Below are 4,346 nucleotides of genomic sequence, written 5' to 3' on the forward strand. Positions count from 1 at the left end.
GACCGGGGCCGAGGACGCGCCCGGCGGCGGTGCGGCCGAGGCGGGCGGGCCCGGCGCGGGTGGGCCGGTGGACCCGCAGGAGTTGTTCGGCAGCCTCTCGCTGTCCGCGATCGAGGCGGACATCGACCGGCTCATGAACGACAAGATGAGCGAACTCGACGGGATGCTCGCGGGGCTCGAGGAACTGGTGCAGCGGTTGGAGGGCGAGATCACCAACCTGGAGCCGCCGCCCGACGACCCGAAGACCCCCTAGCGGCGGCCTCCACCGGCGTCGGCCATCCGGCCGCACAGGGGGTCCGGCCAGCGGTTCCGGTGATCGGCCCGCTGAAGATTTCGGGTCAACCCACTCCCCATGCCCACGTGCGCGTGCAAGAATCCGAATTGCTGACACACCCCCGGTCAGCGCCTGTGGAGATCCCCTCCGGCCCCCGCGTTCCTCCCCCTGGCGCGGGGGCCTCTCCATGCACACATCTGTGACCCAGGCCACACTTCGGGCGACTCCGCAATCCAACCGTTATCGTTGCGCGGTGCCTCTTGGATCCCTTGGACGGTCGAAGTCCGGCCGGCATCGCCCTCCCGCGTCCGAACAGGACGAGACGCTGCCCGACGACGAGTTGACGTCGTACCTCGCAGCCCTCGCCCCGGAGACCGCGGACGCGGAGACCACCGCCGGCACCAGCTTCGGCAACGCGCAGGTCTACCAGCTCCGCCTCCAGCTCATGGCGAACGAGCAGCTGAAGGAACTGGCCGCGGAGCGGCAGACGTCCCCGCAGGCGCTGGCCACCGAGTGGGTCATGCAGCGACTGGAGTGGGAAGCCCGCCAGCGCGGCTTCTAGCCGCCGCCGATCGGCAGCAGCACGACAACGCGCAGGCCCCCGACCATCCCGGTCGGGGGCCTGTTGTCACGCGACGACCCGTCCGCCCGAGCGGTTCCGCCCGGACGGTCCCGCCGCGATCAGACCTTGCGCACGTTCTGGGCCTGCGGACCCTTGGTGCCCTGGCCGATCTCGAACTCGACCCGCTGGTTCTCGTCCAGGGTGCGGAATCCCTGCCCCTGGATCTCCGAGTAGTGCACGAAGACGTCCGGCCCGCCGTTCTCCTGCGCGATGAAGCCGAAGCCCTTTTCGGAGTTGAACCACTTGACAGTGCCCAGTGCCATGTACCTGCCTCCATCGCAGGGAAGCTTGGGGCTGCACCGTGCAACCCCGGCCGTCCGGGGGCGTTTCCCCCACCAACCGGAGCGGAGGCGGCACGCCCGCGTGTCGTTCCGCGAGCGTGAGACACGAACACAGAAACCACGGCCTGCGTTGCCGAGCGTATCGGTTGGCCACCCGGAGCACTACCACTCCGAAGTCATTGGTCCACTGGGAATCTACTTCTCGGTCACCTTCGGCGGATCGGGCAGTCGCACGCCCGCTTGCCCGATGTTCCGCTCCAACGCGGACCGCCACTCGCCGGAGCCGACCATCTTCTCGATGGCCGCGCTGACGTCCGCCCGGCCCTTGGCGTCCGACTTCGCCAGGCCGACGCCGTACTGCTCGGTGGTGAACGGTTGACCGACCAGCTTCAGCAGCTCGGGGTTCTCCGCCACGTACCCGGCGAGGATCACCTCGTCGGTCGTCACGGCGTCCACGTTCTCCGCCAGCAGGGCGATGACGCAGTCGCTGTACTGGCCGTACTCGACCAGCTGCACGTCCTGCGCGAACTGGTCCTTGACCTTCTGCGCGGACGTCGACCCGGTGACCGAGCACAGCTTCTTGCCGTTCAACGTCTCCGGGCCGCGGATCTCGTCCTCGGTCATCCGCACCAGCACGCCCTGGCCCGTCTGGAAGTACGGACCCGCGAAGGACACCTGCTCCTTGCGCTTGTCGGTGATCGAGTAGGTGGCGACGACGAAGTCGACCTCGCCGGAGGCGATCAGCTGCTCGCGGTCGGCGGAGCGCGCCTCCTTCCAGGTGATGCCGGACTCGTCGACGCCGAGCTGGGCGGCCACGTACTTGGCGACGTCCACGTCGAAGCCGACGAACTTGCCGTCGAGCCTGCGCTGGCCCAGCCCCGGCTGGTCGAACCGGATGCCGATGGTCAGCTCGCCGTCGTCGGCCTTGCCGGCGAGGGTGTCGTCACCGGCGCCGCCGCACGCCGCCGCGGTCAGGGTCAGGGCTGTCACCAGCGCGGTCGCGGGCAGCAGTCTTCGGAACAGCATGAGGTGCGGACCTCTCGGGGTGCTCGGGAACGCGGCACGGATCGGCGCGCCGGACGTTGGTCATGCTAAGCAAACCGAGCAGAGCTCATGATGCGACGAAGGTCTCACCGGCCCAGTGCGCTAGCCCGTTCAGCGTAACGGGAGCTGTGAGTCGGATGACTGCGGTCCGGGGCGGGCGCGGCGACGTCCGGGCAGCTAGGACGGCAGCTGCGCGCGGCGGGGCGCCACGCGGACGCCGAGCCGGTGGATGGCCTTGTTCACATGTCCTTCCGGCACGCCCCAGCGGATCGGCGCGGGCACCAGGAGGGCCGCGGCCCGGACGGCGCGCAGGATGGCCGTGGCGGCCGGTTCGGGGTACGGGCGGTGGCCGTGCAGGGCGATGGCCCACGGGGGCAGCACGGAGTACGCCAGGTGCCCGAGCAGCGGCTCGTAGGCGTCGAGGCCGAGCCGCAGCACGCCGCCCACCGGCGGGCGGTGCAGGAACCGGTACACCACCTCGGAGTCCTCGGTGCGGCGCAGCTCGGGGAGCACGGCGGCGAAGTAGTCCGCCATCTCGCGGGCGCTGCCGGGCACCTCGTCCTCGTGCAGGCCGACCAGGGCGGCGGTGCGGCGCTGCTCGTCGTAGTAGCGGTCCGCCTGGGCGTCGGTGAGGCGGTAGCCGGCGCGGCGCAGCACGGTGAGGAACGAGTGCACCTCGGCGCAGTGCACCCACAGCAGCAGCTCGGGGTCGTCGACGCGGAAGCTCCGGCCGGCGGCGTCCTTCGCGCGGAGCGAGCGGTGCACGCCGCGGACGTGCGCGGCGGCCCGCCGGACCTCCTCCGTCGAGCCGTAGCTGACCGTGCCGACGAAGTTGGCCGTGCGCAGCAACCGGCCCAGCGGGTCCTGCCGGAAGTTCGAGTTCTGGACCACCGCGGCGACCGCGCGCGGGTGCAGGGCCTGGAGGTACAGGCTGGAGATGCCGGCGACCCACATCGCCGGGTCGGCGTGCAGCTGCCACGTCACCGTTCCCGGTCCGAGCAGCCCGACATCCATGTTTTCGATCGTGGCACAGACGCCGCGCGTCGCCGAGGGCCAAGATGGTGCGCATGGATCTGGATCGCGCAAGGGACTTCATCCGCCGCAACCCGCGCGCCGTGCTGTCGGCCAACCGCTCGGACGGCTCGCCGCAGATGTCACCGGTGCTGGCGACCGTCGACGACGAGGGCCGCGTGGTGATCAGCACCCGCGAGACGGCTTACAAGGTGCGCCAGCTGCGCAAGGACCCGCGGGCCGCGCTGTGCTTCTTCACCGAGCGGTTCTTCGGGGAGTGGTTGCAGATCGAGGGCACCGCGACCGTCGTGTCGCTGCCGGAGGCGATGGACCCGTTGATCGACCTGTACCGGCGGATCTCCGGGGAGCACCCCGACTGGGACGAGTACCGGGCCGCGATGGTGGCCGAGCAGCGCGTCGTGATCCGGATCGAGCCGCACCGCGCCGGACCGGACGTGAGCGGCTGACGACCTCCGGGGCGTAACGCCTCCAGCAGCGGAAACGATTCCACGTGACACCGTGGAGCGTCGGATCGGGTGCGGGATGAGCAGTGGCAGGAGCGTCGCCTTCGCCGGCGTGGTGCTGTTGTCCGCGGCCGGCGCGGTCGTGGCGCTGGCCCTGTCGGTCGACGGACCGCGCCCGGTCGACGCGCGGCGGGTGGACGCGGGACCGGTGCGACCGGGGGTGCTGAGCGTCTCCTACACCACCAAGATCGAGGTGGCGCGGTCCGCGACCGCGGTGCACATCGCGCCGCCCGCGCCACGTCCCGCCCCGCCGCCGGTCGCCACGAGCACCACGGTGACCGAGCCGCCACCACCACCACCACCGCCGCCACCGGAGACGTCGAGCACCGTGGAGAGCACGACGCCGTCCAGCACGGTTGCGGACGAGAACTGCGACCCGTCGTACGTGACCGACGGCGTGTGCGTGCCCCGGCACTTCCCGACGGGTGTGTGGCTCAAGTGCGAGTGGATGCACGAGCAGGGCGTCAGCCGGATCGAGGTGGTGGGCCGGGACCGCCACTACCTCGACCGCGACCGCGACGGCATCGCCTGCGAACGCGCGGACTGAGCGGACTGACCGGGCGCCGCCGACCGGACCGGTGGGCGGCGCC

General features: G+C 71.1%; 7 protein-coding genes. 4 read left to right on the forward strand and 3 right to left on the reverse strand.

Annotation, left to right across the window (positions count from 1 at the left end; genetic code table 11):
- Together ACFQ3T_RS34605 and ACFQ3T_RS34610 are read left to right on the forward strand one after the other, a co-directional pair.
- Window positions 1–253: hypothetical protein (locus ACFQ3T_RS34605; protein WP_380730024.1), on the forward strand; the 253-nt coding region annotated here is incomplete at its 5' end.
- 274 nt (window positions 254–527) lie between these two features.
- The gene (locus ACFQ3T_RS34610; RefSeq protein ID WP_380730025.1) at window positions 528–836 is read left to right on the forward strand and encodes a hypothetical protein; all 309 of its coding nucleotides are present in this window, start codon (window positions 528–530) and stop codon (window positions 834–836) included.
- 119 nt (window positions 837–955) lie between these two features.
- On the opposite strand, the gene ACFQ3T_RS34615 is transcribed toward ACFQ3T_RS34610, so the two are convergent.
- From ACFQ3T_RS34615 to ACFQ3T_RS34625, 3 genes are all read right to left on the reverse strand, one after another.
- Window positions 956–1,159 carry a cold-shock protein gene (locus ACFQ3T_RS34615; protein WP_310310099.1) on the reverse strand — a complete coding sequence of 68 codons (204 nt, stop codon included), beginning with the start codon at window positions 1,157–1,159 and terminating at the stop codon, window positions 956–958.
- A gap of 213 nt (window positions 1,160–1,372) precedes the next feature.
- The gene (locus ACFQ3T_RS34620; RefSeq protein WP_380730027.1) at window positions 1,373–2,203 is read right to left on the reverse strand and encodes a glutamate ABC transporter substrate-binding protein; all 831 of its coding nucleotides are present in this window, start codon (window positions 2,201–2,203) and stop codon (window positions 1,373–1,375) included.
- A gap of 195 nt (window positions 2,204–2,398) precedes the next feature.
- The gene (locus ACFQ3T_RS34625) at window positions 2,399–3,235 is read right to left on the reverse strand and encodes an oxygenase MpaB family protein (RefSeq protein ID WP_380730029.1); all 837 of its coding nucleotides are present in this window, start codon (window positions 3,233–3,235) and stop codon (window positions 2,399–2,401) included.
- Between the two features lie 53 nt (window positions 3,236–3,288).
- Between ACFQ3T_RS34625 and ACFQ3T_RS34630 the strand changes: the two genes are divergently transcribed.
- Together ACFQ3T_RS34630 and ACFQ3T_RS34635 are read left to right on the forward strand one after the other, a co-directional pair.
- Entirely contained in the window at window positions 3,289–3,699 is a 411-nt protein-coding gene (locus ACFQ3T_RS34630; protein WP_380730031.1) for a PPOX class F420-dependent oxidoreductase, read from the forward strand.
- A 76-nt stretch (window positions 3,700–3,775) separates the two neighbouring features.
- Window positions 3,776–4,303: an excalibur calcium-binding domain-containing protein gene (locus tag ACFQ3T_RS34635; protein ID WP_380730033.1), complete on the forward strand. Its 528-nt coding sequence runs from the start codon at window positions 3,776–3,778 to the stop codon at window positions 4,301–4,303.
- Window positions 4,304–4,346 lie beyond the last annotated feature (43 nt).

The organism is Saccharothrix hoggarensis, assembly GCF_042678885.1.
GTDB classification, from domain to species: domain Bacteria; phylum Actinomycetota; class Actinomycetes; order Mycobacteriales; family Pseudonocardiaceae; genus Actinosynnema; species Actinosynnema hoggarensis.

Bases quoted from the DNA above. Each gene is read 5' to 3' on its own strand.
- ACFQ3T_RS34615 (WP_310310099.1), bottom strand. From the start codon at position 1,159: ATGGCACTGGGCACTGTCAAGTGGTTCAACTCCGAAAAGGGCTTCGGC.
- ACFQ3T_RS34620 (WP_380730027.1), bottom strand. From the start codon at position 2,203: ATGCTGTTCCGAAGACTGCTGCCCGCGACCGCGCTGGTGACAGCCCTG.
- ACFQ3T_RS34625 (WP_380730029.1), bottom strand. From the start codon at position 3,235: ATGGATGTCGGGCTGCTCGGACCGGGAACGGTGACGTGGCAGCTGCAC.
- ACFQ3T_RS34630 (WP_380730031.1), top strand. From the start codon at position 3,289: ATGGATCTGGATCGCGCAAGGGACTTCATCCGCCGCAACCCGCGCGCC.
- ACFQ3T_RS34635 (WP_380730033.1), top strand. From the start codon at position 3,776: ATGAGCAGTGGCAGGAGCGTCGCCTTCGCCGGCGTGGTGCTGTTGTCC.